The 24,929-nt window shown below is 71.6% G+C and carries 23 protein-coding genes; 13 read left to right on the forward strand and 10 right to left on the reverse strand.

Annotated features, from left to right (window positions below; genetic code table 11):
* Positions 1–44: 44 nt before the first annotated feature.
* A complete protein-coding gene (locus tag HUO13_RS05180; RefSeq protein WP_211900339.1) occupies positions 45–971 on the reverse strand; it encodes a LysR family transcriptional regulator in 927 nt (308 codons plus the stop codon).
* A gap of 63 nt (positions 972–1,034) precedes the next feature.
* Between HUO13_RS05180 and HUO13_RS05185 the strand changes: the two genes are divergently transcribed.
* A complete protein-coding gene (locus HUO13_RS05185) occupies positions 1,035–2,240 on the forward strand; it encodes an MFS transporter (RefSeq protein WP_211900340.1) in 1,206 nt (401 codons plus the stop codon).
* Here HUO13_RS05185 and tatB read toward each other — a convergent pair.
* The 5 genes from tatB to sigE form a co-directional block, all read right to left on the reverse strand.
* Complete coding sequence (gene tatB, locus HUO13_RS05190) at positions 2,219–2,614, reverse strand: Sec-independent protein translocase protein TatB (protein WP_211900341.1); 396 nt, start codon at positions 2,612–2,614, stop codon at positions 2,219–2,221. The two genes, HUO13_RS05185 and tatB, sit on opposite strands and share 22 nt — an antisense overlap.
* A 109-nt stretch (positions 2,615–2,723) precedes the next feature.
* On the reverse strand, positions 2,724–4,691 hold the full coding sequence (locus tag HUO13_RS05195; RefSeq protein ID WP_349253361.1) for a trypsin-like peptidase domain-containing protein: 1,968 nt from the start codon (positions 4,689–4,691) through the stop codon (positions 2,724–2,726).
* Positions 4,692–4,873: 182 nt separating this feature from the next.
* Positions 4,874–5,602 carry a uridine kinase gene (locus tag HUO13_RS05200; RefSeq protein WP_211900342.1) on the reverse strand — a complete coding sequence of 243 codons (729 nt, stop codon included), beginning with the start codon at positions 5,600–5,602 and terminating at the stop codon, positions 4,874–4,876.
* Between the two features lie 66 nt (positions 5,603–5,668).
* On the reverse strand, positions 5,669–6,433 hold the full coding sequence (locus HUO13_RS05205; RefSeq protein WP_249124461.1) for a zf-HC2 domain-containing protein: 765 nt from the start codon (positions 6,431–6,433) through the stop codon (positions 5,669–5,671).
* On the reverse strand, positions 6,430–7,020 hold the full coding sequence (sigE, locus tag HUO13_RS05210; protein WP_282976833.1) for an RNA polymerase sigma factor SigE: 591 nt from the start codon (positions 7,018–7,020) through the stop codon (positions 6,430–6,432). The genes HUO13_RS05205 and sigE overlap by 4 nt, the downstream gene beginning before the upstream one ends.
* A gap of 401 nt (positions 7,021–7,421) precedes the next feature.
* Here sigE and HUO13_RS05215 point away from each other — a divergent pair, with 401 nt between their 5' ends.
* Positions 7,422–7,967: an O-methyltransferase gene (locus HUO13_RS05215; RefSeq protein WP_249124462.1), complete on the forward strand. Its 546-nt coding sequence runs from the start codon at positions 7,422–7,424 to the stop codon at positions 7,965–7,967.
* A gap of 180 nt (positions 7,968–8,147) precedes the next feature.
* On the opposite strand, the gene HUO13_RS05220 is transcribed toward HUO13_RS05215, so the two are convergent.
* A complete protein-coding gene (locus HUO13_RS05220; protein WP_211900345.1) occupies positions 8,148–9,287 on the reverse strand; it encodes an Mrp/NBP35 family ATP-binding protein in 1,140 nt (379 codons plus the stop codon).
* Positions 9,288–9,455: 168 nt separating this feature from the next.
* Here HUO13_RS05220 and HUO13_RS05225 point away from each other — a divergent pair, with 168 nt between their 5' ends.
* The 9 genes from HUO13_RS05225 (at position 9,456) to HUO13_RS05265 (ending at position 20,788) form a co-directional block, all read left to right on the forward strand.
* Positions 9,456–9,947, forward strand: coding sequence for a MarR family winged helix-turn-helix transcriptional regulator (locus HUO13_RS05225; protein ID WP_211900346.1), 492 nt, complete (start codon positions 9,456–9,458; stop codon positions 9,945–9,947).
* A gap of 23 nt (positions 9,948–9,970) precedes the next feature.
* The gene (locus tag HUO13_RS05230; protein WP_249124463.1) at positions 9,971–10,381 is read left to right on the forward strand and encodes an NUDIX hydrolase; all 411 of its coding nucleotides are present in this window, start codon (positions 9,971–9,973) and stop codon (positions 10,379–10,381) included.
* A 98-nt stretch (positions 10,382–10,479) separates the two neighbouring features.
* Entirely contained in the window at positions 10,480–11,439 is a 960-nt protein-coding gene (locus tag HUO13_RS05235) for an HpcH/HpaI aldolase/citrate lyase family protein (RefSeq protein WP_211900348.1), read from the forward strand.
* 323 nt (positions 11,440–11,762) lie between these two features.
* Positions 11,763–15,212 (forward strand): patatin-like protein, encoded by a 3,450-nt coding sequence (locus tag HUO13_RS05240; protein WP_211900349.1) that lies wholly within the window; start codon positions 11,763–11,765, stop codon positions 15,210–15,212.
* Positions 15,213–15,475: 263 nt separating this feature from the next.
* Positions 15,476–15,997: a general stress protein gene (locus tag HUO13_RS05245; protein ID WP_211900350.1), complete on the forward strand. Its 522-nt coding sequence runs from the start codon at positions 15,476–15,478 to the stop codon at positions 15,995–15,997.
* A gap of 570 nt (positions 15,998–16,567) precedes the next feature.
* Positions 16,568–17,842: an ABC transporter substrate-binding protein gene (locus HUO13_RS05250; protein WP_211902667.1), complete on the forward strand. Its 1,275-nt coding sequence runs from the start codon at positions 16,568–16,570 to the stop codon at positions 17,840–17,842.
* The gene (locus HUO13_RS05255; RefSeq protein ID WP_211900351.1) at positions 17,842–18,765 is read left to right on the forward strand and encodes a carbohydrate ABC transporter permease; all 924 of its coding nucleotides are present in this window, start codon (positions 17,842–17,844) and stop codon (positions 18,763–18,765) included. Before HUO13_RS05250 ends, HUO13_RS05255 begins: the two co-directional genes overlap by 1 nt.
* The gene (locus HUO13_RS05260) at positions 18,765–19,610 is read left to right on the forward strand and encodes a carbohydrate ABC transporter permease (RefSeq protein WP_211900352.1); all 846 of its coding nucleotides are present in this window, start codon (positions 18,765–18,767) and stop codon (positions 19,608–19,610) included. The genes HUO13_RS05255 and HUO13_RS05260 overlap by 1 nt, the downstream gene beginning before the upstream one ends.
* A 5-nt stretch (positions 19,611–19,615) precedes the next feature.
* Positions 19,616–20,788 carry an ABC transporter ATP-binding protein gene (locus HUO13_RS05265; RefSeq protein ID WP_211900353.1) on the forward strand — a complete coding sequence of 391 codons (1,173 nt, stop codon included), beginning with the start codon at positions 19,616–19,618 and terminating at the stop codon, positions 20,786–20,788.
* Positions 20,789–20,848: 60 nt separating this feature from the next.
* Here the strand turns inward: HUO13_RS05265 and HUO13_RS05270 are convergent, their stop codons facing one another.
* The 3 genes from HUO13_RS05270 to HUO13_RS05280 form a co-directional block, all read right to left on the reverse strand.
* The gene (locus HUO13_RS05270; protein ID WP_211900354.1) at positions 20,849–21,367 is read right to left on the reverse strand and encodes a CAP domain-containing protein; all 519 of its coding nucleotides are present in this window, start codon (positions 21,365–21,367) and stop codon (positions 20,849–20,851) included.
* A gap of 674 nt (positions 21,368–22,041) precedes the next feature.
* Positions 22,042–23,121, reverse strand: a complete 1,080-nt coding sequence (locus HUO13_RS05275; protein WP_211900355.1) for a magnesium and cobalt transport protein CorA — start codon at positions 23,119–23,121, stop codon at positions 22,042–22,044.
* A gap of 411 nt (positions 23,122–23,532) precedes the next feature.
* Positions 23,533–23,946: an NUDIX hydrolase gene (locus HUO13_RS05280; RefSeq protein ID WP_211900356.1), complete on the reverse strand. Its 414-nt coding sequence runs from the start codon at positions 23,944–23,946 to the stop codon at positions 23,533–23,535.
* A gap of 167 nt (positions 23,947–24,113) precedes the next feature.
* Between HUO13_RS05280 and HUO13_RS05285 the strand changes: the two genes are divergently transcribed.
* Together HUO13_RS05285 and HUO13_RS05290 are read left to right on the forward strand one after the other, a co-directional pair.
* Positions 24,114–24,275 carry a hypothetical protein gene (locus HUO13_RS05285; RefSeq protein ID WP_211900357.1) on the forward strand — a complete coding sequence of 54 codons (162 nt, stop codon included), beginning with the start codon at positions 24,114–24,116 and terminating at the stop codon, positions 24,273–24,275.
* A 26-nt stretch (positions 24,276–24,301) separates the two neighbouring features.
* Positions 24,302–24,865 (forward strand): PH domain-containing protein, encoded by a 564-nt coding sequence (locus HUO13_RS05290; RefSeq protein ID WP_211900358.1) that lies wholly within the window; start codon positions 24,302–24,304, stop codon positions 24,863–24,865.
* Positions 24,866–24,929 lie beyond the last annotated feature (64 nt).

The raw sequence follows: 24,929 nt of genomic DNA on the forward strand, positions 1-24,929 counted from the left end.
GGCGGCGCGGGCCGTGGCCCCGCAGCGGCTTCGGTCGACGCCGGTCAGGCGAGCCCGCGGCGGGAGGCGAAGGCGCGGAAGGCGCGCACCGCGGGCGGCAGCGCCCGCTGGGCGGGCCAGGTGAGGCAGATCGTGCGGTGCTCGGCGGGGTCGAGCGGGATCTCCACCGTCCCGGGCACCGCCTCCGGCACGGCGGGCGGCAGCAGGGCCACGCCGAGCCCGGCTGCGACCAGCCCGCGGGCGGTGTCGACCTCCTCGCTCTCGAACGCCACCCGTGGCGAGAAACCCGCGCGGTCGCTCAGCTCGGTGAAGATCTGCCGGAGCCCGTAGCCGTGCCGGGTGACGACGAAGTCGTCATCGGCGAGCTCGGACAGCGCCAGCGCGGTGCGTCCGGCGAGCGGGTGCCCGTTGTGCAGTACGGCCAGCAGCGGCTCCGCGCAATGCGGCACCCACTCCAGCGCCGGGTCCTGGTCCGGCGGCGGGGAGACCAGGCAGAGGTCGATCCGGCCGTCGAGCATCCCGCTCAGCATGTCGGCGCGCGCACCCTGCGCGAGCCCGAACCGCACGTGCGGGTGGTCGGCGCGGAAGCCCCTGATCAACGCGGGTACCAGCGTGCCGCCCATGGTGTGCTGGAAGCCCAGGACGACCTGGCCGCGTTCGGGGGAGATCTCCTCGACGACCTCGCGGCACCCCGCCTCCAGGCTGCGCAGCGCGTCGGTGGCGGCGGAGGCGAGCAGCCGGCCGGTGCGAGTGAGCCGGATACCGCGCCCGTGCGGGGCGATCACCGGCGCGCCGATCTCGTCGGAGAGCCGCGCCAGCGTCCGGCTCGCGGTCGGCTGCGGGATGCCGAGCTGCTCGGCCGCACGTGTGAGATGGCCCTCGGACGCGACCGCGCGCAGCAGTGCCAGGGTGGGGCTCAGGTGCGCCGCGAGCTGCGCCGCATCCTCGGACGGAGCTGTCTCATACGTCATCGCATCGATTATTACCACTTCACGCATTGGACGCATTAGTTAGCCCGTCTTAGCTTCGGAGGCGTGGACACCGCACGCCTCCGACGGATCCGGATCTCGATGCTGCTGGGCGCCCTGGCGCTGTTCGCGCTGCTCTACGCGCCGCAGCCGGTGCTGCCGCAGCTCGCGGGCGACTTCGGCCTGAGTCCCGGCTCGGCCGCGCTGACGGTGTCGGCCGCGACGCTCGGGCTGGCGGTCGGCGCGATCCCGCTGGGCATGCTCTCCGAGGCGGTCGGCAGGCGGCGCATGATGATCGGCTCGCTGCTGCTCGCCGAGGCGCTCGGCCTGCTGCTGCCGTGGGTGCACCACTTCCCGTTGCTGGTCGCCCTGCGGCTGGTGCAGGGTGTCGCCATCGCGGGGCTCGCCGCCGTCGCCGCCGCCTACCTCGCCGACGAGACCGGCGGCAACCGGCTCGGCGCGATCATGGGGCTCTACGTCGCGGGCACCACCATCGGCGGCATGTCCGGACGGCTGCTCGGCGGCGTCGCGGGCGACTTCACGGGCTGGACCGGCGGCGTGCTCACCGTCGCGGTGCTGGGCGCGGTGTGCACGGTGCTGTTCGTGCTGCTGCTACCCGCCGAACGCGCCCACAAGCGTCAGGCGTTGCGCTGGGCGCCGCTGCTCGACGGCCTGCGCAGCGCCCTGAGCGACCCGGTCCTCTACGTCCCGTACATGGTGGCCGCGCTGGGCATGGGCGCGTTCGTGACGGTCTACAACGTGCTCGGTTTCCGGCTGATCACCCCGCCGCTGCTGGTGCCGCCGGCGCTGGCCGCGCTGGCATTCATGGCCTACGCGGCCGGAACCGCCACCTCCGCGGTCGCCGGGCGGGCCGCCGACCGCTTCGGCCGGACCCGCACCCTGCTGTTCAGCCTCGCCACCACGGTCGCCGGGCTGCTGGTGATGCTGACCGACGACCTGCCCGCGATCCTGTTCGGGCTGGTCGTGTTCACCGGCGGGTTCTTCGCCGCCCACGCCGTCGCCAGCGGGTGGGTCGGTGAGCGGGCCCGGTCGTCGGCGCGGGGGCAGGCTTCGGCGATGTACCAGTTCTCCTACTACGGCGGCAGCAGCGTCGGAGGCGTCATCGGCGGCTCCGCCTACGCGGCGTGGGGCTGGCCGGGCATGACGGTGCTGCTCTGCGGATGGCTCGCGCTGGCCGCGACCGGTGTCGCGCTCGCCCACCGCAGGCCCGCGGCGCGGACCCTGATGGCTCAGGTGGCGTCGGAGTCGTAAGGGGGCTTCTCACCCGGAGCGAGCGGACGCTGCTCGGCGGGCCGGGACGGCGAGGCCGGCGGCGACGACGGGGTGCTGCCGTTGCGGGTGATCCCGTCGAGCGGGTTCTCCCCGTCGAACAGCTGGTTGGTCATCGCCCGCTTGGGGTCGAAGTTGCGGATGCCGCGCAGGTCCTCCAGCGGCTTGCGCAGCTCGTCGAACTCAGGCCCGAGCTCGGAGCGCAGCTGGTCACGAGCGCCGGTCGCGTACTCCTTGACCTGGCGGACCGTGCGGCCAAGCCACGCCGCACCCTGCGGCAGCCGCTCCGGCCCGAGGATGAACAGCCCGGCGACGACGAGGACCAGCAACTCGGCCCAGCCGATGTTCTCGAACACCCCGCCTACCTCCGGGTTCCTGAATCCTGCGCGGCGACCTGCCGACGCCCAGGGTACCTACACCCGCTGGGTGACCGGAACGAATCCGGTGCCGGCCGCACGCCCGCCACTACCGCAACTGGGCGTTCAGGACCAGTTCACGTCCCTGGCGGACGACCGTGACCGGCACCGTCGCGCCAACGGGGTTCCGGTCGACCGCGACGATCAGCTCGTCGGCGCTGCCGACCCTGCGGTCGCCGACCCGGATGATCACGTCGCCCTCGGCGATGCCCGCCGCCGCTGCCGCGCTGCCGTCCTGAACGTTCTGCACCTGCGCGCCGTCGGCGACGCCGTCGCTGACCGACTTGGCGTTGACCCCGAGGTCGGCGTGCCTGACCTGGCCGGTGCGGATCAGCTCCTGGGCGATCCGGCGCGCGTCGTCGATCGGGATCGCGAAGCCCAGGCCGATCGAGCCGCCCTCGCCGCCCGCGCCCAGGGTGCGGATGGCGCTGTTGATGCCGACCACCGCGCCGTTGCCGTCCACCAGCGCACCGCCGGAGTTGCCCGGGTTGATCGCGGCGTCGGTCTGGATGGCGTCGATGACGGCGTTGGTGTCGGTGCCCTCGCCCGCCAGCCGCACCGGCCGGTGCACCGAGCTGACGATGCCGGTGGTGACCGTGCCGGACAGGCCGAGCGGGGAGCCGATGGCGATCACGTCGTCGCCGACGGCGAGCCGGTCGGAGTCGCCGAGCTGCGCGACGGTCGGGTTGGCCACCTCGACCTTGAGCACCGCCAGGTCGGTCTTGACGTCTCGGCCGACGATCCGGGCTTGGGCCCGGGTCCCGTCGTGGAAGACGGCCGAGACCTGCGAGCCCGGGGTGTCGGCCGCCATCGAGACCACGTGGTTGTTGGTTACGACGTAGCCGTTGCCGTCGATGACCACGCCCGAGCCGGCACCGCCCTGCGCACCGACGCGGACCTCGACCGACACCACCGCGGGCACGACCCGCTGGGCGACGGCGGCGACGGCGCCCGCCGGGCGGTCCTCACCCTGCTCGACCTCGGCCAGCGTCACGTCGGGGTTGGTCAGCGGGTTGCCCTCCTCGGCGGTGAGCCTGCCGATGAAGCCGCCGGCCACCGAGAGCAGCAGTGCCACACCCGCCAGCGCGCCCAGGGCTCGCGGCGAGACGCGGCGGCCGAACAGCACCTCGCGGGCGCTCAGCAGCGGACCCTCCTCGGCGTCGGCCTGCTTCTCGGCGGGGTCCTCGCGCACCGCGGGCGGGCCGATGACGGCGGCCGAGGCCGGGTCGCGCCACGGATCGCGCTCCGCCTTGTCGTCCCAGAAAGCGGGGTCGTCGCGTTCGGCGTTCGGCGGCTGCTCGCCGGGGGCGCGTTGCAGCAGTTCGGCGGAGCCTTCGGGGCGGCCGAACGCCTTCGCGAGCGCCTCCGGTGGCGGCGGGGTCTGCTCGATGCCCCGGGCGGCGTGGGCGTCGGGTCGCGCGGGATCGAAACTGCCCTCGACGTCCTTCGGACGGCCGAACACCGCGGACTGCGCGGGGTCGATCGCGGGGCGCTGGATCGGGCGGGGAGCCAGGCGCGGCTGTGCCTTGGGCACCTCCTGCTTGGCGGGCTGCGGTCCGGCAGCGGCAGGGGTCTGTGGCGGCGCGGCGCTGGAGTGCGAGCCGGGCTGTGCGCTCGGGGGCTGGCCAGAGCCGTGCTGCGGAGGTTGGCCGGGGCTGTGCTGCGGGTGCTGGCCGGGACTGTGCTGCGGGGGCTGTGCGTCCGCGTGCGGTGGCTGGACGGGCCGCTGCGGCGCGGATCGGGCGTCCGCCGCGGTCGGCGGCTGCGGTCCGTGGCGGGAGGAGTGCTGCTCGGGGCAGCCATTGCCCGAGGGCGGCCGCGCCGGGGCGAAGCGGTCCGCCGGGAGGCCGCGTGTGCCCGGTGCGGCACCCTGCCAGGGGTGCACCGGCTCGGCTGGGCGGCCGTTGCCCGCGCCGCTGCCTGGCGTCACCTGGTCACCGGAGCCGGTCCCGGACTCGCCATCGACCGGGCGCCGGTCACCGGAACCCCGCGCGGGCCTTCCTGACTGCTCGCTCATCGCTCCCCGGGCATGCGCAATCGACTCAACACCACTGTCCGAGTGGATCACACGTTCGGGACGCACACGTCACCGGCACGTGAGCCGCTCGTCCCCATCCTGCACCGGCAGAGGTGAAGTTCGTGTGGCGTTCGGGTGCCCCGAATCGGTCACGACCGTCCGAGGGACGCCGAAAGCCGTGGTCAGCGCCCTGGAACGGGCACAAGGTGGGGGTTTGCGAAGTCTGTGTTGTCGATGACCACGTCGGCGCGCGCCCGCGGGTCGACCTCCTCGAGGTACAGCGCGAGCGCGGGGTGGTACCGGTCGCGGTGCAGGCGGGTGGCCTCGTCGAGGCCCTCGAGGGCGACATCGCGGGCGATCCCGCGGGCCAGCGAGACCTCGGCGTCGACCTCCAGCCAGATCCGGTAGTCCCAGCAGGCGTCGTACTCCGGGCGGAAGGCGAAGACCGAGTCGACGACCAGCACGGCGTCGTCGCCCGCACGCACCACTTCGTCGCGGTGGTCCTCCCCGGTCAGCGGATCGTGCGCGCAGAGCACGATCTCGCCGGACCCCTCAGGGCCGGCGGGTTCCAGGAGCAGTTCCCGCGCGGAGGTGAAGTCGTAAGCGTTGCGGTAGTAGCCGGGGCCGCTGACGCGGTCGTAGACCTGTTCGTGAGCTTCGCGCCACGGGTTCTTGAAGTCGTCCATGGTCGCCCGCAGTGTCGGGCGGCTCAGTCCGCGCAGCGCGGCGCCGAGTTCGTGCCCGAAGCTCGTCTTGCCCGAAGCGGTGAAGCCGTCGATCGCCACCCGCAGGCGGCCGGGGGAGAGGCGGGACACCGCCCCGGCGATCTCGCCGACCAGCGCTGTCCGGGCATCGGAGGCCGGTGCCGGTTCGGGTTGCCGCCACGTCGACACGGATTCGTATGCGTGCACGCGCGACAAGCCAGCCGCATTCGTGGGTGATTCCGCACGCTGCGGTCAGGTACCGGGCGGGACGGGTCAGGGCTGCGGTGCCGCCGGCGCGGCGCTCGTGGCGTGCGCGGCAGCCTGCGGCGCGGCGCTGGGGTGCGCCGTCGCGGGTTGAGTGGGCTGTGACGCCGCGGGCTGGGCGGCCGCCGACTCCGGCGCCACGCTCGTCGTCGACGCCGAAGCGGGCATGACGACGTTGCCGTAGGCGCCGCCGGGAAGCGGCAGCGGACTGTTCGTGGTCGGCAGCCGCTGGTCGTCGGAGGGCAGGTTCATCAGCGCGAGGGCTCCGAGCACCAGGCCGGAGAACACCACGCCCGCGCCCTGACGGGTGCGGCGGCCCCTGGCGTCACCGCGCGCGTGCGGCTCGGCCTCCACTCCGTCGCCGCCGAGCGGCGTCGAGCTGCCCAGCGGTTGGCGGGAGCCGCCGAGCGGTGTACTGGCACCGAGCACCGCCCCGGTGCCGAACGATTTTCCCCGGGCTCCCGGGGTGAGCGCGACGAGCTGACCGTCCGGGGTCAGCGCCAGGCCGTCGGGCTGCGAGGGCAGCTCGGCCTGGGACGGTATGGCCTGCAGCGCCTGCATCAGGCGCGGGGAGATCGACGGCGTGTCCGCTGCCTGCACGGCGGCCCGAGCCTGCCGCTGGGCGGCGGCGTCGGCGGCGCAGGCTGGGCAGCGGGCGAGGTGGGACGCGGCGCGGTCGTAGGCGCTCGGACTGAGCTCACCGTCGACGAACGCGACCAGCGCGTCGAGCGCGAGGTGCTGCTCCGGCAACCCCCACCCACGCATAACCGTCATTCGGAGTCCTCCCGAGCGTGCTCGCGCCGAGCTTCCAAGGTGGCCTTCAGCATCTGGCGACCGCGATGGATCCTGCTGCGCACAGTACCGAGTTTCACGCCGAGGGTGGCACCGATCTCCTCGTAGGAAAGACCTTCCACGTCGCAGAGCACGACCGCGGCGCGGAACTCCGGCGGCATCTCGTCGAGCGCTGCCTGCAGGTCCGGGTCCAGGTGGGTGTCGTTGAACACCTGCTCCGGGCTCGGGCCACCGCCCGGCAGGCGGTCGGTGTCCTCGGGCAGCCCCTCCATCCGCAGCCGGGCGCGGCGGCGGGCCATGTCCAGGAACAGGTTCGTGGTGATGCGGTGCAGCCAGCCCTCGAAGGTGCCGGGCTTGTAGGACGCCAGCGACCGGAAGACCCGGATGAAGGTCTCCTGCGTGAGGTCCTCGGCGTCGTGCTGGTTGCCGGTGAGCCGGTAGGCCAACCGGTAGACCCGGTCGGCGTGCTGGCGGACGACCTCGTCCCACGACGGGGGCGTCCACGGCTGGTCGACCGGCACGGTCGCGTGGTGTTCGGTTTCGGTCGAACTCATCGGCTGAGTTGCCATCGGCTTGGTTGCCATCGGGCGGGTACCCACCTCCATGCGGGCGGCTGCACAAGGTGAACGTGCGCACCTATCGCTTTGTTCCTGCGGTGCGTCCCCTGCCAGGAGCGGGAGACGGCCGGTTGTGCGTCTCCAATCTCCTCCGCGCTGGTGAGGAGGTCATGAAAGGTGCCTGAGAGCAGCCTGAGAACCGCCGAACGGGTCGTGATGTGCGGCTCACACCATCGGGCTAAGGGGCGTCGGGACGGGAAACGGGGGCCTAACAATGTGCCCGCGCGTGTTCGCCGCCGGAGGGCACGCCGTTAGCCTTGCGCGTTGTGATACCCGAGACACCGATCGGTCCCGCGCCTGTCGGCCGGGAGTTCGCGCGCAGCCGCTTATCCGGCGGGCGCCGGCCCGGCGCAGTGCCCGGGGACGGCGACGACCCCGCCGGCGACATGACGCCGGGGCGGGTGCTGCGGTTCCTCGCCGCGGCGCTCCGCGCGCGGGCCGTCGTCGAGATCGGCACGGGCGACGGTGAGAAATCGCTGTCCCTGTTGCGGGGCATGGTTTCCGACGGCGTGCTCACCTCGATCGACCTCGACCCGGTCGCGCAGCGCGACGCGCGCCGCGTGCTGGCCGAGGCGGGCATGCCCTCCGGGCGCGCCAGGCTGATCACCGGACTGGCGACCGAGGTGATGGCCCGGTTGACCGAGGGCGGCTACGACATGGTCTCGGTCGGCGGCGCCAAGACCGACTACCCCTCCTACCTGGAGCTGGGACTTCGCCTGCTCAGGCCCGGCGGGGTGATCGTGTTCGCCGGGGTCCGCCCGGGGCAGGAGCGCGAGCACGGGCGGGACCCGGAGAGCATGGCGCTGCGCGAGCTGGCCCGGCGGGTGCAGGAGGACGAAACGCTGGTCACGGTCGGTCTGCCGGTCGGGGACGGTCTGCTGGCGATCGCGCAGAGCTGAGCGGCGCCCTGCTCAGGAACCCGCGCCCGCGCACCCGAGCAGCGGGCGCGGCCGTCGTCCGAGCCGCCGCCCGCGGTGGCTCGCGGGCGGCGGACACACGTCAGTCGGAGATCCCGGAGTGAGAGGGCGGCTGAGGTTCCGCCAGCCGCCCCACTGCGCACGCCACCTCTGAAATACGTCCTAGGCCGGGGAGACCGAGAGCAGCTGACCGGCCAGGCCGCGGGCCCGGGTGGACAGGCGCTTGGCGATGCCGTCGAGCACCACGGCGGCAGGCGACTCCGGCGCCTCCAGCACCAGCGGCGTGCCGCCGTCGCCGGACTCGCGCAGCCGCGGGTCCAGCGGCACCTGCCCCAGCAGCGGAACATCGGAGCCGACCGAGCGGGTCAGCGAGTCGGCGACGATCTGCCCGCCGCCCGAGCCGAAGACCTCCATCCGGGACCCGTCGGGCATCTCCATCCACGACATGTTCTCCACGACCCCTGCCAGCCGCTGGCGGGTCTGCATCGCGATCGCGCCCGCGCGCTCCGCGACCTCGGCCGCCGCCTGCTGCGGGGTGGTGACCACCAGGATCTCGGCGTTGGGGATGAGCTGCGCGGTCGAGAGCGCGACGTCACCGGTGCCGGGCGGCAGGTCCAGCAGCAGGACGTCGAGGTCGCCCCAGAACACGTCGGAGAGGAACTGCTGGAGCGCGCGGTGCAGCATCGGCCCGCGCCAGACGACCGGGGTGTTGCCCGGGGTGAACATGCCGATGGAGATGACCTTCACGCCGTGCGCCTGGGGCGGCATGATCATCTTGTCGACCTGGGTGGGCTTGCCGGAGGCGCCGAGCATGCGGGGCACCGAGTGGCCGTAGATGTCGGCGTCGACGACGCCGACCGACAGCCCGCGCCGGGCCATCGACGCGGCGAGGTTCACCGTGACGCTGGACTTGCCGACCCCGCCCTTGCCGGAGGCGACGCAGTAGACGCGGGTCATCGAGCCGGGCTCGGCGAACGGGATGCGCGGCTCGTCGGAGCTGCCGCGCAGCTTCTTGCGCAGCTCGCTGCGCTGCTCGTCGCTCATCACGTCGAGCTCCACGCGTACCGACGACACGCCCTCGACCTCGGAGACCGCCGAGTCGACCCGCTGCGTGATCGTCTCCCGCATGGGGCAGCCCTTGACCGTCAGGTAGACCTCGACCGTGACGTCGCCGACGGAGCCGATCGAGACCGACTTGACCATGCCCAGGTCCGTGATCGGTTTGTTGATCTCCGGGTCCAGGACCTTGCTCAGGGCCCGCCGGACAGCCTCCTCGGCGGGTGTGGACTGCGTAGTGGTCACGGTTGCCTGACACCGACCTTTCTGCGCGCGTGCGCTGCTGCCTCCATGCTACGGACCGGTAGCCCGCAGACAGTAGTGGCCGCCGGGCGAGCTGGTCGAACGCGTCCGCGAAGTGAACGCCGGGGGCGCTTCGCAGTCACCCGAACGCGTTCCGTAACATCGGCCGACGTGACCGAGACGGGTCTTGATCGATTACCCACTCGAACCGAACTGCTGGCGTACCGGTCCTTCCTGCGTGCGCACGCACGGGTCACCCGCTGCCTGGAAGGCGACCTGATCGCCGAGCAGCGGCTCACCCTGGCCGCATACGACGTGCTGGAAGCGCTCACCGAGGCCCCCGAACAGCGGTTGCGGATGACCGAGCTCGCCGACTCCGTGCTGCTCTCCCGCTCCGGGGTGACCCGGCTGGTGGACCGGCTGGAGCGCCTCGGGCTGGTGCGCAGGGTGCGGGTCGACTCCGACGGGCGCGGCGTGCAGGCCGTGATCACCGAACGCGGCGAGCACCGGCTGCGCACGGCGTCGGCGACGCACCGCAGCGGCGTCGCCCGCTACTTCCTCTCCGCCGCCGAGGGCGGGGAGCTGGCGGAGCTGACGCGCTGGTGCGAGCGCCTGGCGGACGGGGGAGTGCCCGCGCCACCGGGGCAGCGCGCGCAGGCCTGAGCGGCGTGCGAAAGCATGGACCGGTGAGCGAGACCATTCGTGTCGTCGGGCTGGTCCACCGGGTGGACGGCCGGGTGCTGCTGGTGCGTGCCCGGTGGCACGCCGCGTTCTACCTGGCGGGCGGCAAGATCGAAGCCGGTGAGACCGAGCTCGGGGCCCTGCGCCGCGAGGTCGACGAGGAGCTCGGGGTCGGTCTGGTGGCCGGCTCGGAGCGCTTCGTCGGCCGCTACGTCACCGACGCCTACGGCCAGGGCGAGGGAGTGCAGGTCGACCTGAGCTGTTACGCCGCCGAGCTGAGCGGGCAGCCCGAACCGGCCGCCGAGATCGCCGAGATGGCCTGGATGACGTGCGCGGAGTACCTGGCGCAGCCGGAGACCGCGCCCGCCGTCGTCGCGCTGCTGCGCGACCTGGAAGCCGAGTCCGCACGGGCCTGACGGCGCGCGAGCGCCCGGGCCGCGGAAGGGACGGCGATCACAGTGCACGCGCCGTCGTGCGTGGTAGACACGGTGCGACCCGGACCGAGGAGGATCACGTGCCCGACAGCCCACGCTCCCGCCGCAGTTGCCTGGCGGTGCCCGGCTCCAGCGCGAAGATGATCGACAAGGCCCGCGGCCTGCCCGTCGACCAGTTCTTCCTCGACCTCGAGGACGCCGTCGCCCCGCTCGCCAAGGCCGAGGCGCGGGACCGGATCGTGGGTGCGCTGAACGAGGGCGGCTGGGACGGCAAGATCCGCACGGTGCGGGTCAACGACCTCACCACCGAGTGGACCTACCAGGACGTGGTGCGAGTCGTCGAGGGCGCGGGCGCCAACCTCGACACGATCATCCTGCCGAAGGTGAGCGTGGCCGACCACGTGCGCTGGCTCGACCTGACCCTCACCCAGATCGAGCGGGCGCTGGGCCTGCCGGTCGGCCGCATCGGCATCGAGCCGCAGATCGAGGACGCCAGGGGTCTGGTCGAGGTCGACGCGATCGCCGCCGCGTCGCCCCGGGTGGAGGCACTGGTCTACGGTCCGGCCGACTTCATGGCCTCGATCAACATGCGCTCACTGGTCGTCGGCCAGCAGCCGCCGGGCTACGACGTCGGCGACGCCTATCACTACGTGCTGATGCGGATGCTCATGGCGGCGCGCGCGTTCGGCGTGCAGGCGATCGACGGGCCGTACCTGCAGATCAAGGACGTCGACGGGCTGCGCGAGGTCGGCGGGCGCTCGGCCGCGCTGGGCTACGACGGCAAGTGGGTGCTGCACCCGGCGCAGGTCGATGCGGTCAACGAGATCTTCTCGCCTCGCCAGGAGGACTACGACCACGCCGAGAACATCCTCGACGCCTACGAGTGGCACACCTCCGAGGCCGGTGGCAAGCGCGGCGCGGCGATGCTCGGCGACGAGATGATCGACGAGGCCTCGCGCAAGATGGCCCTGGTGATCGCGGGCAAGGGGCGCGCGGCGGGGATGACGCGGACCGACCGCTGGACGCCGCCGGCGGGTTGACGCGGATCGGCCGGTTGGAGGCCGTCGGCAGCGGGTTGACGCGGACCGATCGCTGGACGCCCCCTGGCGGGCTGATGCGGATCGATCGCTGGGCGCCGCTGGAACGCGGACCGGCTGCTGGACCCGCTGGCAGCAGGGCGATGCGGGCCGATCGCCGACCGCCGCCAACAGCGGGTTGACGTCGGCCGACCGCCGGAGGCCACCAACAGACCAAGCCGCTGGGCCGGTGGGCTGACCGACCCGAGTCGATCTTCGTCCGGCGCCCGGCACGAGGTAGCTTTCCGAGGCAGCACCGATCACCGACCGAGGGGGCGGGCCTCGACGTGGCCACCGGGCCTGTGCAGGAGAACGAGCAGGAACTGCGGCTGGCGCTGGCCATGCGCGGCGGTGCGAGCCTCGCGGTGTGGATCGGAGGCGCGGTCGCCGAGATCAACCACCTGCGCTCGGCGCTGGCCGAGCCCGGTCCGGCGGAGCATCCCTGGGGCGCGCTCGCGCGGCTGGCCGGGTACGACTCGGTCGCGGTGGACGTGCTCGCCGGGGCGTCGGCGGGCGGGCTGAACGCGACCCTGCTGTCGGCGTCGATGGTCTACGGCATGCCCTTCGACCGGATGCGGCGGATGTGGGTGCGGCTGGCCGACCTGGAGGCGATGGCCCGGCCGGTGCCGAAGCTCTGGGACGCCCGCCCGCCGTCGCTGCTGGAGGGCGACGGCTACTTCCGCACCGAGCTGGCGCGCACCATGTCCGAGGGCGTCGCCGAGGGCGACGGGGCGCGCGACCTCGGCCGGCGCGCGGACCTGCTGCTCACCGCCACCCTGCTGGACCCGGTGATCGAGCGGCACTTCGACGGGCGGTCCCGGCCGCTGACCCAGGAGCGACGCACCGCGTCGTTCCGGTTCCGCCACCGCGGCGAGGCCGGGGACCCGCTTTCGGACTTCGGGAGCGGCGCGGAGTTCGACGAGACGGTCCAGCGGCTCGCGCACGCGGCGCGCACGACGTCGTCGTTCCCGTTCGCGTTCGAACCGTCCAGGGTGTACTCGTCGACCGGCGAGGTCCCGCCCGGTGAGCCGAACATGAGCGGCCTGTTCTCCGAGCTCAACACCACCGGCTCGCCGTACCGGGTGATCGACGGCGGGGTGCTGGACAACATCCCGGTCGCCGCCGCGGTCGAGGCCATCGCCGCCGCCCCGGCCGACCGGCCCACGCAGCGCTGGCTGCTCTACCTCAACCCGGAGGGCGCGGCGTCGGACACCGAGCGCGCCGACGGGGCCGGGCTGCCGGTCGCCTCCGCCGCGATCCGGGCGCGGCTGAGCCAGGAGTCGCTGCTGAGCGACCTCGACGCGCTGGACGAGCACAACCGGGTCGTGGAGCGGACCGGCCTGCGCCGCAGGGCTCTGTTCGCCCGGCTGCGCGCCGCCGAACCCGCGGACCGGCAGGACGCGCTCGTGCGCGAGGCGGCCGAGGTCGAGACCGAGCACGCCGTGGTGCGTTGCGAACTCGACGCGCAGGCCGTGCAACGGCTGCTCGAGGAGCCCGCGGGCACCGAGGACGGCAGGCTGCTCCCGCCGGTGCCCGGCGACCCGCTGGCCGGCTGGTCCGCGCGGGCGCGCCACCTGCTCGGCAGGCGGCTGTCGCGGCGGATGGCCGCGCATGCCACGCCCAGGGTCTTCGACGACGTGCGCGGTCTGCTGTCGGGAGTGCAGGAGTGCATCGGCTGGGCGCGCGACATCGAGCGCTGGTCGGCCGAGCCCGCCGGGATCGGGCGGTGCAAGTCGGCGCTGTACCGGCTGCGGGTTTTCGCCGAGGTGCTGGAAGGCCACGCCGACCGGTACTGGCTCAACGGCGCCCGGCTGGAGCCGATCGTGGAGTCCGACGAGCTCGACGGCTGGATCGACCGCGTGATCCGGCGCCGCGAGCGGCTCCAGCACCACCTGCCCTCACCGATCCGGCCGCTGCTCGGCTCGGTGCTGGCGTCGGTGGAGGGCGGCGAGGGGTTCCAGCACGAGCTGACCGGGTTCGCCCGCGAGCTGCTGTCCATCGTGGAGTCCTCGGGGGCCGACGCGGTGCCCGAGGACACCGGCGGGGTCGACGCGGTAGCCGAGGCGACCGCGGTGCTGCACGGCATCGCCGGCCGCCTGGCGGCCGCCGCCGGCGAGCGGGTGCACCTGGAGGAGCCCGAACAGCTCGGCTACTCGCTGCTGGAGGAAGCCGGCGCGCGGGCGCTGCGCCCGCTGGTGGTGCTCACCGCCCCGCTCGACGTCGGCCGGACCCCGGGCGCCCGCATCAACCTGCTGCGGGTGGTCAGCGACGAGCAGAGCTCGCTGCCGTTCGACGCCCTGCGCCGCGGTTCCGACCTCCCGCTGCGGATCGCCGACAAGATCCGCGGCGCGGACCTGTCGAACTTCGGCTCGTTCCTGTCGGCCAGGTGGCGGGCCAACGACTGGATGTGGGGCCGGATGGACGCGGCGGCCAGCCTCGTCGGGCTGCTCACCGATCCGTACCGGCTCGTGCAGCGCAACGCCCACCTCGGTGCGGAGGGACTGCGCGAGGCGCTGCGCGCCATCGTCAGCGACCCGGCCCCGCAGGAGCTGGGCGACCTCGACGACGAGCGCGCCGCGCAGTGGCGGGGCTTCCTCGCCGAGCTGTGGTCCACGCACGCCGACGAGGTGCGTGGAGAGCTCGACGCCCTGTTCGCCGACCCCGACGACGAGCACGCGCTCAAGCGGACCCGCAAGCTGCTGGTCGAGCGTCTGCATTGGACGATCGTCGCGTGCGAGCTGCCGTTCGTGGCGACGGTGAAGCCGGGGGCCGACACCGAGGGCGGCCGGGAACCCGCGACCCCGCCCCCGCACGAGCTGACCGGCGAGGTGCGCCGCTACCGCGTCGGCCGGGAACGGCTGCCGGACCTCGGCGAGAAGCGGATCGCGGCGCTGGCGACCAGGTTCGGGCTGCTGGCCTACCGGGCGGTGCGGCCCGACGGGACCGGTGTCCTGGACAGGCTGGGCCGGCTGGCGCTGACCCTGGTGAAGCCGTTGCTGCTGGCGGTGGTGCTCGCTCTCGCCGCACCGAGGCGGGTTTCGCTCGTCGCGTTCGTCGCCGCGTCGGCGGTGATGTTCACGGGGTACGGGCCGACCGTGCCGGGCATGCAGTTCCTGTCGGGCGGACAGGCGGGGAGCACCTTCCAGACGACGGTCTCGTGGTGTCCGTCCCAGGACGAGACCGCCGGCGCCGTCGCGTGCGCGGCGCGGGACCTCTCCGGCTGCCCGCTCGCCGACTACGGCGGGGCCCCGTGCGGGGAGGCGCTGGCGGCCGATGCGCCGAGCTGGTTCGGGCTCGCCGACTTCAGCGGGACGTCGTTCGGCGTCGGCGTGCTGTGGGCGATGCTGCTGACAATCCTGTTCGCGGTGTGGCTGGGCCGGGCGCTGATGGGGCATGCCAGCGGGCTGGCGCGGTGGCTGCCCGCGCTGTTCATCACCGCGGTGCTGCTCGGTGCCGAGGGATGGCTGTGGAGCACCGGCTTCCGGCTCACCCCGCTCGGCCTCGCGCTGGTCGCCGCCGTCCTGACCTGGCCGGCGACCCTGGCTTACCGCACCACGGCCCGGATCGCGGCGGTGGCGGTCACGGCGGTGGTGTTCGCCGCGACGCTGGCGTGGGTCGGAGACACGCCACCCGAGGGCGGCTGGATCCTGTCGGCCATCGCGCTGACCGGCTACGCGCACGTGCTCCTGCTGGCCACGGTCGACCTGCTGCGACCGCGGCCCCGCCCGAGCGGATAGCCCGCTCGCCGACCGGGGCCGGTAGCCGTCGTCCGTCGCGGTCCGGGCGAGTCCGGTCGGCGCAACGGGTGTGCTGCCGGCGGCCATCGGCCGTACTGTGTTGGCGGATAGATGATCTCGGCGTGGAGTAGCCTGGGAGGGGACAATCGGCAGGAATCGGACCTGCCGCAGCCACTCGACCGGTGCCTTCCGGCGCCGGACAAACCCTGCCGCAGGCGGACGCGAGTCCGCGGCGCGGCAGCGAGCCTACGGAGGTGTCCGCGGTGTCCAACCCGTTTACCGGCCCCGGTCGGCAGTCGGCGGGTACACCGAGTCTGCCGACGCCGCCGAGCGGCTGGCCGATCGGCTCCTACGGCACGTACGAGGAGGCCCAGCGTGCCGTCGACCACCTGGCCGAAAGCGACTTCCCGGTGCAGGAGGTGACCATCGTCGGCGTCGACCTGATGCTCGTCGAGCGGGTCACCGGCCGGTTGAGCTGGGGCCGGGTCCTGGGCGGGGGCGCCGCGTCGGGAGCGTGGTTCGGTCTCTTCGTCGGCCTCATCCTGGGCATGTTCACCCCGCAGGGCAGCTGGCTCGGCCCGGTGCTGGTCGGCCTGGGCACCGGTGTGGTGTTCGGGCTCGTCTTCGCCGCGGTCGGCTACGCCTCCACGCGCGGCCGCCGCGACTTCTCCTCGGCCAGCCAGCTCGTCGCGGGCCGCTACGACGTCCTCGCGCAGCCCAAGCACGCCGAGGAGGGCCGCAACCTGCTCGCCAAGCTCGCCATGCGCCCACCGTCGGCGCAGTGATCCCGAGGCGCGGGCCGGGCGTCGGCTCCCGGCGCTGAAGCGACCCCGGTCCGGTGCGGCCGGGGTCGCGCTGTTTCCCGGGCTCCAGCTGACCCGCGGCCATGACTGATGTCCGACCACGCAGGCGCCCCGGGCGCACGGACATGACCGACCCGCGCCAAGTCGCAGCCGCGCCTGTCCGAACGCGCACGCGCCCGCGACCTCCGGGGCGCACACTGGAGGCACGGTCGCGCGAGTCGTCAGAGCACCTCGCCCGCCAGGGCGCCCGCCCGCCGCGCACCACGACCGTCCGCGCCGCCTCCGCGCGGCGGCGACGGAGCCAGCGTGTCCGGAGCAGTCTTCGAACCGCCGAACGGACCAGCGGCTTCGCCAGCGTCCGCGCGCCGCGGCGGCCGCCTCGACGTGGTCGTTCACGGGTTGGCAACAAGGCTTGCCTTGATCGATCTACCGACCTACGTTTCACCCACCGCACCCGGTGTGCCCAGGCGCGGTGGTGGCAGCGCAAGGAGGCGCCGGGCACCCGTGCGCCCTCCTGTGCGGTCGAAGGAGATCAGACTGGAGGGCCACGACGTGAGACCTCGCGGTGGCGGGACCAGGCGGCGGACTCGGCTGACGGCCGTGCTCGGGGCGTCCCTGGCATGTGCTTCGGCGCTGACGGCGTGCGCGCCGGCGTCGAACGCGAACACGGTGAACCTGTACTACGCCCCCGAAGAGAACCTGCAGACGGTCGTCGACCGCTGCAACGCCCAGTCCCAGGGCCGGTACCACATCGTCTACAACAAGCTCCCGCGCGAGGCCGACGGCCAGCGGGAGCAGATGGTGCGGCGGCTGGCGGCGCAGGACCCGGGCATGGACGTCCTGGGGCTGGACGTGACGTGGACCGGTGAGTTCGCCGAGGCGAACTGGATCCGGGAGTGGACCGGGCGCAACAAGGAGGAGGCCGAACGCGGCACGCTGGAGGGCCCGCTGGAGACGGCCCGCTCCGGCGGCAAGCTCTACGCCGCTCCGAAGAACACCAACGTGCAGCTGCTGTGGTACCGGGCCGACCTGGTGGACAAGCCGCCCGCGACCTGGGACGAGATGATCGCCGAGTCGCAGCGGCTCAAGCGCGAGGGCAAGCCCTACTGGATCTCGTTCAGCGGTGCCCAGTTCGAGGGCCTGTTCGTGCACTTCAACACGCTGGTGGAGTCCGCGGGCGGGCGCATCGTCTCGGCCGACGGCAAGCGTGCCGAGATCGACGCGGGCGCGGTGCGGGCGCTGGAGGTGCTGCGCGAATTCGGCCGGGCCGGGGTGACCAGTCCGGCGATGAACAACGCCAAGCAGGACGACGTCCGCATGGAGTTCGAGAACGGCGAGGCGGCGTTCCAGCTCAACTGGCCGTTCGTCTACCCGTCCATGCAGGAGGACAAGCCGGAGCTGGCCAAGAAGGTCGAGTGGGCGCGGCTGCCGGGTGTGACGCCGGGCGTGCCGAGCAAGTCGACCATCGGCGGCTACAACCTCGCGGTCAGCCAGTACTCGACCAAGCCGGACCTGGCATTCGAGGCGGCGCTGTGCATGCGCAACCCGGAGAACCAGAAGTTCTCCGCGATCAACGACGGTGTCCCGCCGACGATCGAGTCGGTCTACCAGGACCCGGCGATGGACGCGGAGTACCCGATGAAGGAGACGATCCTGGAGGGGCTCAAGGACCCGGGCGTGCGGCCGGTGACCCCGGCGGCGCAGAACCTCTCGACCGTGCTCACCAACCTGCTGGCCCCGGTCGCGGCCATCGACCCGCCGAAGACGGCCGAGAAGATGCGCACCGAGGTGCAGAACGCACTGGACTCCAAGGGCGTGATGCCGTGATGGTGTCGACCAAGGACGCCCTGCCGGTCGCCAAGGCGATCAGCGAGGGCAAGAAGGCCGAACGGCGGCTGGGTTGGCTGCTGTGCGCGCCGGCGGCGCTGGTCATGGTCGCGGTGACCGGCTGGCCGATCCTCTACGCGGTGTGGCTGTCGTTCCAGCGCTTCGACCTGAAGTACCCGGACCAGCGGGAGTTCGTCGGGCTGGAGAACTACGTCACCGTGCTGACCAACGGCTACTGGTGGTCGGCGTTCTGGGTGACGGTGCTGATCACCGTGGTGTCGGTGGCGATCGAGTTCGTGCTAGGCATGGGCCTGGCGCTGATCATGCACCGCGCGCTGGTCGGGCGCGGGCTGGTGCGAACGGTCAGCCTGATCCCGTACGGGATCGTCACGGTGGTCGCCGCGTTCAGCTGGCGCTACGCCTGGACCCCGGACACCGGGTACCTGGCGAACCTGTTCGCCCCGGATTCCGCACCGCTGACCGACCGCGCGGGTTCGCTGGCGATCATCATCCTCGCCGAGATCTGGAAGACCACGCCGTTCATGGCGCTGCTGCTGATGGCCGGTCTGGCACTGGTGCCAGACGACCTGCTCAAGGCCGCCGCGATGGACGGCGCCGGGCCGTGGCAGCGGTTCGTCAAGGTGATGCTGCCGGTGATGAAGCCGGCGATCCTGGTCGCGCTGCTGTTCCGCACCCTGGACGCGTTCCGCGTCTTCGACAACATCGTGGTGCTGACATCGGGCTCGCAGGACACCTCCTCGGTGTCGGTGCTGGCCTACAACAACCTGATCAAGGGCCTCAACCTCGGGATCGGATCCACCATGTCGGTGCTGATCTTCATCGCGGTGGCGCTGATCGCGTTCCTGTTCGTGAAGCTGTTCGGCGCCGCCGCGCCCGGCGGCGATGACAAGGGGAGGCCCTGATGGCCGGCGTGGGCGGGGCCGAGACCCCGGGGCGCAAAGCCGGGTGGACGGTGCTCAACATCGTCGTCGTGATCTACGCGCTGCTGCCGGTGCTGTGGATCCTGTCGCTGTCGTTCAAGACCCCCGCGACCCTGGGCGACGGCAACCTGATCCCGCGCGAGTGGACGCTGGAGAACTACGCGGCGATCTTCTCCACCACCGAGTTCACCAGAGCCCTGGTGAACTCGATCGGCATCGCGCTGATCGCCACCGCGATCGCCGTGGTGCTGGGCACGATGGCCGCCTACGCCATCGCCCGGCTGGAGTTCCCCGGCAAGCGGCTGCTGGTCGGCGTCTCGCTGCTGATCGCGATGTTCCCGCAGGTGTCGCTGGTCTCGCCGCTTTTCGAGATCGAGCGCACGCTCGGACTGTTCGACACCTGGGCCGGTCTGATCCTGCCCTACATCACGTTCTCGCTGCCGCTGGCCATCTACACCCTGTCGGCGTTCTTCCGCGAGATCCCGTGGGAGCTGGAGAAGGCCGCCAAGATGGACGGCGCGACCCCCGGTCAGGCTTTCGCCAAGGTGATCGCCCCGCTGGCCGCGCCCGGGGTGTTTACCACCGCCATCCTGGTGTTCATTTTCTGCTGGAACGACTTCCTGTTCGCCATCTCGCTGACCTCGACGGAGAACTCCCGCACCGTGCCGGTCGCGCTGCAGTTCTTCACCGGTGACTCGCAGTTCGAGGACCCCACCGGCTCGATCTCGGCGGCGGCCGTGGTGATCACCATCCCGATCATCGTGTTCGTGTTGTTCTTCCAGCGTCGCATCGTCTCGGGGCTGACCTCGGGCGCAGTGAAGGGGTAAGTGAAGTGGCCGAGATCGTTCTGGACAAGGTGACCAAGCGCTACCCGGACGGGGCGCTCGCGGTGGACTCGGTGGACCTGGAGATCGCCGACGGGGAGTTCGTGATCCTCGTCGGGCCCTCGGGCTGCGGCAAGTCCACCACGCTGAACATGATCGCCGGGCTGGAGGACATCAGCTCCGGCGAGCTGCGCATCGGCGGCGAGCGGATGAACGACCGCGCGCCGAAGGACCGCGACATCGCCATGGTGTTCCAGTCCTACGCGCTCTACCCGCACATGACGGTGTTCGAGAACATGGCGTTCCCGCTGCGGCTGGCCAAGGTGGGCGACGCCGAGGTGCGCTCGAAGGTCGAGGAGGCCGCCAAGGTCCTGGACCTGACCCAGCACCTGTCCCGCAAGCCCGCCAACCTCTCCGGCGGGCAGCGGCAGCGGGTGGCCATGGGGCGGGCGATCGTGCGCAGCCCCAAGGCGTTCCTGATGGACGAGCCGCTGTCCAACCTGGACGCCAAGCTGCGCGTGCAGATGCGGACCTCGGTGTCGAAGCTGCAGAAGCGGCTGGGCACCACCACGGTCTACGTCACCCACGACCAGACCGAGGCGATGACCCTCGGCGACCGGGTCGTGGTGCTGCGCGGCGGGCTCGTGCAGCAGATCGGCGCACCGCAGCACCTCTACGAGCACCCGGCGAACCTGTTCGTCGCGGGGTTCATCGGCTCGCCCGCGATGAACTTCCTGCCCGCCGAGGTCGCCGAGAGCTCGCTGCGCTGCGCGCTCGGGGACCTGCCGCTGACCGACCGGATCCGCCGGGCGCTGGAGTCGGCCGACGCGCCGCGGGAGCTGATCCTGGGCATCCGCCCGGAGCACTTCGAGGACGCCGCGCTGGTCGACGACGCCCTGCAGCGCTCCGGCGCGACCTTCACCGAGGAGGTGGAGGTCGTGGAGGAGATGGGTTCGGACAAGTACGTCTACTTCACCCTGCGCGGCGGGCGTGCCAGCAGCGCGGAGCTGGAGGAGCTGGCCGCCGACGCGGGCACCGCCGAGGTGCCCAGCGACGACGGGCACCTGGTCACCCGGCTCTCGGTGGAGTCGGGGGCTCGGGAGAACCAGCAGGTGACGGTGTGGTTCGACCCGGAGAAGCTGCACCTGTTCGACCCGTCGACGGGCCGCATCCTGACGTGAGCGCGGACTGCGGGGCCGGGGGCACACGCTCCCGGCACCGCAGTCTGTGTGCTCGGCCGGTCAGCTCGGCCGGGCGAGCACCTGCGTCCAGTAGTGCGTGAACCGGGTGCCGTCACCTTGCGCGTGGCCGGCACCGAGCTCGGTGAAGCCGGCGTCGAGGATGTTCCCGCTGTGCTCGGGACTGCGCATCCACTGCCGGAACGCCGAGTCCGGATCGCCCATGCCGGCCGAGAGGTTCTCGGCGAGCTCGGCGAGGACGTAGCCGGCGGCCTTCGCCCGGTCGACGGGGTCGCTGCCGTCGCTGCCGGTGTGGGAAATGAAGTCCTGCGCGGCCATGTCCGCGCTGTGCGCCGCCGCGGCGCGGTTCAGCGCGTCACTGATCCGCAGCGGCGGCAGACCGGCTTCGGAGCGGGCCTGGTTGGTCAGTTCGAGAATGCGTTCGGCGTCGGTCCGCGCCCCGGGTTCCTCCGGGGAATTCCCGGCCCGCGCCTTTTCGGCTGCGGGGTCGTTTCCGGGCCGTGGCCCGGATCCAGGGGCGACAAGACCGAACATGCGCGCGGCGCTGCGCAGAATTCCCATGCGACTAACCCTCCCGACCTGGCCCAGCGGCTCCGCGTGCAGTTGTACCGCAGCGGCCGCGGACACGTTCGGGTCCATAGTGGAGGGAAAGGGGAGTGGCAGGCCACCGCACCACCGGACCGATGGCGGGCCGGTGGTGCGGTGCGGTCAAATCTGGTTCGCGATGATCACGAAAAGGGTGATGATCCACCCCATGATCAGTGCGGAAAGAACGGTGAGCTTGTTGGTGACCAAGCGGGTCATGGCGGGTTTCCTCCCAGCGTGAGAAACGAAGATCTACGGATTTCGTTCGACTCACGATGTGGCCCGCGGTGCCGGCCCGGGGCGTCAGCGCGCGGCTGCGGCGCGCGGCGCGGCGGGGACCGCGTCCCACATCGCACCGGGTTTTCGCTCGATCCACGCGGTGTGCCGGAACCGCTGCTCAAGGAGGACCCGGTGCGTGCCGGGACTTCGCCGAGCGGTCAGGTCGCCGAGGGCGGGAAGCCGCCCGTGGTCGGCTCGTGCAGAGCGCGTCGCCGTGAGACGCATGGCTTCCTCCTCACCTGCCGTTGTCCGATACCCGGTGCGCCGGGCGGTTTGCGAACGGCGGAACTCGCTTCGGCGACCGCCGGTGCGATGAGTGACCCCGCTGGTGATGTCGCCGGCCGGGACGGAATCGTTACACCCCATGATCATCACAACCACTTGTTCCGCCGGAAGATCTTGAACAGCACGACGCAGGCCGACATCATGACCAGCAGCGTCACCGGATAGCCGAACGTCCAGTCGGTCTCGGGCATCACGGTGAAGTTCATCCCGTAGATCCCGGCGATCATCGTCGGCGTCGAGATGATCGCGACCCACGCCGAGATCTTGCGCATGTCGGTGTTCTGCTGGAGCGTGATCTTGGCCAGCGTCGCGTCGACCAGCGTGGTGAGCAACTCGTCGAAGGACGCCACCCGCTCGGAGACGGTGGCCAGGTGGTCGTCGACGTTGCGGAAGTAGGAGCGGACGTCCTCCGGCACCATCGGCGTGTAGCCCTCCGCCAGCCGCTGCAACGGCTTGGCCAGCGGCATCACCGCCCGGCGGAGCTCCATCACCTCGCGCTTCATCAGGTAGATGTGCTCGGCGTCGATCTTGGTCCGGGGCGCGAAGACCTCGGCCTCCATCTCGTCGATGTCGTCCTGGATCGCGTCGGTGACCTCGAGGTAGCTGTCCACCACGTGGTCGGCGATGCCGTGCAGCACCGCCGACGGCCCGAGCGCGAGCTGCTCGGGATCCTGTTCGAGCTGGCTGCGGACCTGCGCGATGCCCGCGTGCTTGCCGTGCCGGACCGTGATGACGAAGTCGCGGCCCACGAAGGCCATCAGCTCGCCGCTCTCCACGATCTCGCTGTTGGCCGACAGCGTCTCGTTGGCGATGTAGCGGACCGTCTTGAGCACCATGAACAGCGTGTTGTCGTAGCGCTCCAGCTTGGGCCGCTGGTGGGCGTGCACGGCGTCCTCGACGGCGAGCTCGTGCAGCCCGAAGGTCTCGGCCAGGCCGTTGATCTGCTCCTCGCTGGGCTCGTGCAGACCGATCCAGACGAATCCGGAGCCGCGGCGGCGCACTTCGTCGATCGCCTCGGTGTGGGTCCAGGAACCCTCCAGGCGCTGTCCGTCGACGTAGACGGCGCAGTCGACGACGTATGCCGACACGGGTGTCGGAAGGCGCTGCGCGGGGCGGATGCCGCCGTTGCGGCGGGCGCGAAGACCGAGCGAGGAAAGGCTTGGCATGGGCGGACCTCCAGAAACGCTGGTACCGGGGAAGCAGAGTCGAGAAACCGCTCGCGCATCCCGGCCGGCACGTGGAGGTCCGCCGCGGGGCGGGGACTCCGGGGAAGTTCGCCTACTGGCTGGTCCTCCGGGCGGGGATGCGGTTGGTACTGCACGGAAGTGCGCTGTCAGAACTGCTGTTCAACGATCCCTCACCTCCCGGAAATCGACCGCTGTCGCGGTGGGTTGGTCAGCCGACGGACAAGAATACTCCCCACGTCCACGGACGGCGCAACGGATGGCCTCGAAGGTCACAGCCCGCAGTCGAAACGGGTGAATTATCCGCCTTCCGGAGAAACGCTCACCATTACCAGCGGGTACGTGACGAAACCCCGGGTGACCGCCGCGAGCAGGGCGACCGGTCGCCCCATTTCAGGTGTCACCGTCGCGAGGTAGGCAGTCCCAGGTTCGCAGGACGTCGGCGAGACCCTCCGTGAGCGCGTTTTCCCGCTCCAGTGTGGCGAAAGTCGCACTGTCCGTCCAGCGTGCGTCCGCGGCGTCGTCACCAGCGGAAAGCGACGATCCACTACTCCGGCAGGAGTAGTCGAGGATCTCGAAGGTGCCATCCGGCGCGGGCCGCAGCACACGGCCCACGAGATCGCCGACAGTGACGGAGAGTCCCGTTTCCTCCAGGACCTCGCGGTGTACCGCCATCTGGTCGGTCTCCCCGGGCTCGACCTTGCCGCCCGGCAGCGACCACTTGCCCCGACCCGGCTCACGGGCACGTTTGACCAGCAGCAACCGGCCTTGCGGGTCGTGGATCACAGCGCCGACGCAACGGATCACGTGGATCTCCTATACGATCATCGACACGGAGGGTAGTTGGAGTGAGGCTGCCTGCGAACGACTGACCCAAGTGCGGTACAAAGCTGCCGTAAGGCGGCCGCGTGCGGTACAACGGATCAGCAGGCGCCATCGGCTACTAACGGGCATTTCGGACGGGGTGCGTCACAGTGAACATGAAGAAAATCCTGACCTGGGCCGGGATCGCGTTCCTCCTGTTCTTCTTGATCTCAGCGCCGGCTCAGGCCAGCGCGACCGTTACCGGAGTCCTCGACAGCCTTCGCGGGGCTGCGGAATCGGTCATCACGTTCATGCAGAACCTCTTCCAGTAAACCGCGAGCCGCGGGAGGCGGTTGCCGTGTTCGCTCCGAAGGATCCCGACGAGTACCTGCTCGAGTCCGAGCGACGGGTCATCCGGGTTCGCCGGCATTGGGCGTGCCTGGTGTGGGACCTCTTCGAGGCGTTCGGGCTCCTGGCAGGTCTGGTGATGGTCTCCTACCTGCTCCCGGGCGGCAGCACGCTGCCGATGAACGTCCTGTGGTACGCGGGTCTGATCGTGCTGTTGCGCTTCACGTACCAGATCCTGAGCTGGTACGTGGAGCGCATCGTCGTGACCGACAAGAGGTTCCTCATCACCACCGGTGTCTTCGACATCAACGTGGCGATGATGCCGATCACCAAGGTCACCGACCTCACCTTCCGGCGGACGCTGCTGGGCCGCATGCTCGGTTACGGCACGCTGATCGTCGAGTCCGCCGGTCAGATCCAGGCGCTCAACCGCATCGAGTACGTGCCGAACCCGGACCGGGTCGAGGAGGCCATCTCCGGCCTGGTCTTCGGCGACAAGAAGGCACAGCAGGACCGGTTCTCGATGCTCAAGGCCAGGCGCGCCGCCGTCGGCAGGCGCAAGGCCAAGCTCTGAGTCCCGCGGGCGGGACAACGGCTCCCGCCCGGCAGGGGTGCGCGGCCCTCCGGGGCCATCGGCC

This window comes from Saccharopolyspora erythraea (assembly GCF_018141105.1).
Classification (GTDB): Bacteria; Actinomycetota; Actinomycetes; order Mycobacteriales; family Pseudonocardiaceae; genus Saccharopolyspora_D; species Saccharopolyspora_D erythraea_A.